The sequence below is a fragment of the Sphingomonas sp. genome (genome assembly GCF_040398505.1).
Classification (GTDB): domain Bacteria; phylum Pseudomonadota; class Alphaproteobacteria; order Sphingomonadales; family Sphingomonadaceae; genus Sphingomonas.
Genome location: NZ_JBBATX010000171.1, coordinates 1 through 3,741 on the forward strand (window position 1 = coordinate 1; position 3,741 = coordinate 3,741).

At 65.7% G+C, this 3,741-nt stretch carries 3 protein-coding genes and 1 pseudogene; 1 reads left to right on the forward strand and 3 read right to left on the reverse strand.

Features of this window, described 5'->3' with window-relative positions; all coding sequences use genetic code 11:
- Both ABWP09_RS13940 and ABWP09_RS13945 read right to left on the reverse strand, forming a co-directional pair.
- Nucleotides 1-620, reverse strand: a pseudogene (locus ABWP09_RS13940) (sensor histidine kinase); the annotation flags it as partial.
- The gene (locus ABWP09_RS13945; RefSeq protein WP_353205725.1) at nt 611-1,303 is read right to left on the reverse strand and encodes a response regulator transcription factor; all 693 of its coding nucleotides are present in this window, start codon (nt 1,301-1,303) and stop codon (nt 611-613) included. The pseudogene ABWP09_RS13940 and the gene ABWP09_RS13945, both read right to left, overlap by 10 nt.
- Nucleotides 1,304-1,462: 159 nt before the next feature.
- On the opposite strand from ABWP09_RS13945, the gene ABWP09_RS13950 reads away from it, so the two are divergent.
- Nucleotides 1,463-2,659 carry a thiolase family protein gene (locus tag ABWP09_RS13950; protein WP_353205726.1) on the forward strand — a complete coding sequence of 399 codons (1,197 nt, stop codon included), beginning with the start codon at nt 1,463-1,465 and terminating at the stop codon, nt 2,657-2,659.
- A gap of 152 nt (nt 2,660-2,811) precedes the next feature.
- Here ABWP09_RS13950 and ABWP09_RS13955 read toward each other — a convergent pair.
- Nucleotides 2,812-3,741, reverse strand: a 930-nt coding sequence (locus ABWP09_RS13955; RefSeq protein WP_353205727.1) for a hypothetical protein, incomplete at its 5' end; no start/stop codon positions are given.

Consider the following 3,741-nt stretch of genomic DNA (forward strand, 5'->3'; position numbering starts at 1 on the left):
CGGGCGTGGTGCACACGGATCGCATAGGCCCGGCTCAGCATCGCCCGCCAGTCGGCCATTTCCGCCGCGCTGCGTTCGCGCAGGACGGTCGCCGGACGCCCGCGCAACGCCGCGCGCACCTCGGCGAGTTTCGCATAACTAAGGCCGGCATCGTTGCGCCCGAGCACGACCGTGCCCCGCGCATCGAGCAGACGCGTCGCGGTCAGCGTGACCGCCACCGCATCGCTCACCATCGGGCGGAGCCTCTGCGCGACTTGCACGGCATTGGGGTCGGGCGGACCAGCCGCGCGCCCCCCGCGTGGCGCAGACGGCAGCACGACATCGGTGCGCAAATCGATCCCCGGCGTTTCGGGCGCAAGCGGGCGTGGCACCGGGTCCGGTGCCCCGTTTCGCCACGCTGATTTATACGCCGCGGCCAGCACCACGCTTTGCGCGATCAGTTCGGATTCGGTCTGCTGAACAATCGTATTCTCATACACGCGCAGCGACAGCGCCGCGACGCCGGGCAAGGTCGCCACGAACAGCAACGTCCCGAACAGGATGACGCGCAGCCGCAACTTGGGCCAATGCGCCTTGGCAAAGGTCTTCAGCGCCCCGATCACATCAAGGCTCAACGGCAACTGCCGATGCGATACCCGATCCCGGCGCGCGTCTCGATCAGATCGACCTCGGGAAATTTGCCGCGCAAATTGCGGACATGGCTGTCGATCGTGCGGTCGGTGATGGCAAAGCCCGGCCCATGCAGCCGATCGATGATCGCATCGCGCGAGAAAACCTTGGTCGGGCTCGTCGCGAACAGCAGCAGCAATTGGAATTCGGTTGCGGTGAGCAACACCGCCGCATCGTCGAAGCGCGCCTCCCACGCCTCGGTATCGAGCGACAGGCGCGCGTGCGTCACCGCCTTGGGTGGCACAGGCGGGGCCGATCCGCGCTTCAGGATCGCGCCGACCCGCGCCACCACTTCGCGTGGCGAAAAGGGCTTCACGACATAATCGTCGCCGCCGATTTCGATCCCAACGATGCGGTCGATCTCGTCATCGCGCGACGACAGAAACAGGATCGGCAGCGTCGCCCCCGCCCCGCCCTCGGCGCGCAATTTGCGGCACAGATCGAGCCCGCCGAGGCGCGGCATATTGATGTCGAGCACCATCAGATCGGGCATCCGCCGCGCAAGCGCCGCCAGCGCATCCTCGCCATCCGCTGCCTCCGCCACGCTCATCCCGGCCTTGCCGAGCGCGAAGGCGAGCAAGTCGCGAATGTGCGGGTCGTCATCGACGATCAGGATGTGGTTCATACGCGGCATAGTGGCTCCGGGTACGCAGGGGTCAACTCTTCTTGCCTCCCCTCCCTGGAAGGGAGGGGAGAAGTATCCACTACCCTCGCCTGATCCATCACTGATCCCGCGCTTGTGGAGAAACGGTGCAGACCGTAAGCCACGCGCATTCCTTGAAAGGCCTTTCTTATGCGCGAAGCCGCGATCGTTTCCACCGCCCGCACGCCGATCGGCAAAGCCTATCGTGGTGCCTTCAACGCGACCGAGGCCCCTGTGCTGGCGGCGCATGTGATGAACGCGGCGGTCGAGCGCGCCGGGATCGACCCGGCGCGGATCGACGAGATTTTCTGGGGCGTGGGCAATCAATGGGGCAGCCAGGGCGGCAATGCCGGGCGCATGGCGACCTTCGCGGCGGGTCTGCCGCAAAGCGTCCCCGCCTTCACGCTCGACCGCAAATGCGGCTCCGGCCTGACCGCGATCGCGCTCGCCGCGCGGAGCATCATCTGCGACGAAATGGATGTCGCGCTGGCCGGGGGCATGGAATCGGTCAGCTTCACCGTGACTAAGGAAGCGCCGCGCTACGTCAACCAATCGGTGATCGCGCAAGAACCCGCCGCGTACATCCCGATGATCGAGACCGCCGAGATCGTCGCCGAACGCTATGGCATCAGCCGCGAGGCGCAGGACGCCTATGCCGCGATGAGCCAGCAACGCGCGGTCCGCGGGCTCGAAACGGGGGCGTTCACCACAGAAATCGCGCCGATCACGGTCGAGAGGGCGCTGTTCGGCAAAGGCGGCGAGCCGGCCGGCAGCGAGACGGTATTGTTGTCGCAAGACGAGGGCATTCGCGCCGGCACGACGGCCGAGGGCCTTGCGGGACTCAAGACCGTCTGGCCGGGCGGCGAGTTCACCGGGCCGGGGCAGAACATCACCGCAGGCAATGCCAGCCAGCTTTCGGACGGTGCCTCGGCGCAGATCGTGATGGACCATGCCACGGCCAAGGCCGAGGGACGCGAAATCCTGGGCATCTATCGCGGTTTTCAAGCGGCGGGCTGCGCACCCGATGAAATGGGCATTGGCCCGGTCTTCGCGATCCCCAAATTGCTGGCGCGCGCCGGGCTGTCGGTCGCGGATATCGGGCTGTGGGAATTGAACGAAGCGTTCGCGTCGCAATGCCTGTATTGCCGCGATTTCCTCGGGATCGATCCGGAAAAGTATAACGTCAACGGCGGCGCGATTGCGATCGGGCATCCGTTCGGGATGACCGGATCGCGGCTGGTCGGCCATGCGCTGATCGAGGGGCGGCGGCGTGGGGTTCGCTATGTCGTGGTGTCGATGTGTACCGCTGGGGGCATGGGGGCGGCTGGACTGTTTGAAGTCGCGTAGCGCGCAGATTTAGCGAAGCTAAATCAAGCCCCCAGCTACGCGACCGGCCGATCGGGGTCCCCACAAAGTAATACTTTGTGGGGTGCCCCGGCGGCGCTACAGCGCCGACCGACGACGCGGCTTCGCCGCGTCGCCACCCGCCACCCGAGCTCCTACCGCTTCGTTTCCGTCAAAAACAGGAACGAGTAATCCGAAGCATAAGGCTGCTGCGCGCCGGCCGCAGGCTTCGACACCTTGCGCAAGCCACCCTTAGCCGACGCCTGCAGCCCCGGTGCCGACGCGATTGACGTGAAGTTGGCATGGCAATCCATGCACGCCGCCTGCGTCTGTTGGAACGATTCGAGCGTGGCATCGGCAAGGATCTGCCCGGTCCCACCCGCCGCACCCTTGGGTGAGGGCGTGCCCTGCGGCAGCGGCAGACGCTGCCCGGCCGGGAGCGGATTGCCGCTGTTGGTCGGCCATTGCACGCCAATCAGCCGGTAATAATTGAACACCGACTTGGGCGGCAGCAAGCTCCAGAAATAGGCCGTCACGCTGTTCGCCGTCGCCGATACCGGCGTCACCCGCGTGATCTGCATCGGCGCAGTATAAGGCTGGCATGTTCCGCCGGGCGCAGCCGGACATGGTGTCGGCGGTGCATTGTGTACGCATTTGAACGCATTGGTCTTCGGGTCGCACTTCGGATTGAAGAAGGTGTAGCCCGGCGACGGCTTCTGGTTGGGGTTGGCGGGCAAGGTCGGCGCGACGAAGCCCCCGCCCGCCGCCTCGTCTGGCGTATTGTCGATCTGCTCAAACGTCGCCCAGATCCATTGGTGGAACGCCACCGTCTTGCGCGCGATGTGCAGGCCGACCAGGCCGACGGTCACCTGCCGTTTGGCCTTGGTCGTCGGGTCGACGATTTCGGCAATCGCGGTCTTGTAGCGGTAATCGAGCGAATGGTCGGCGGGCAGCGGCGTCCACGAGGCCTTCACTTCCATCGCGCCGACATGGTCGCCATAGGTCGTGATATTGCCTTCGCAATCGGTATCGTCCCACCCGTTCGATTGGCCTTCTGGCATGGTCAGGCCGCCGCGCATCAGCGC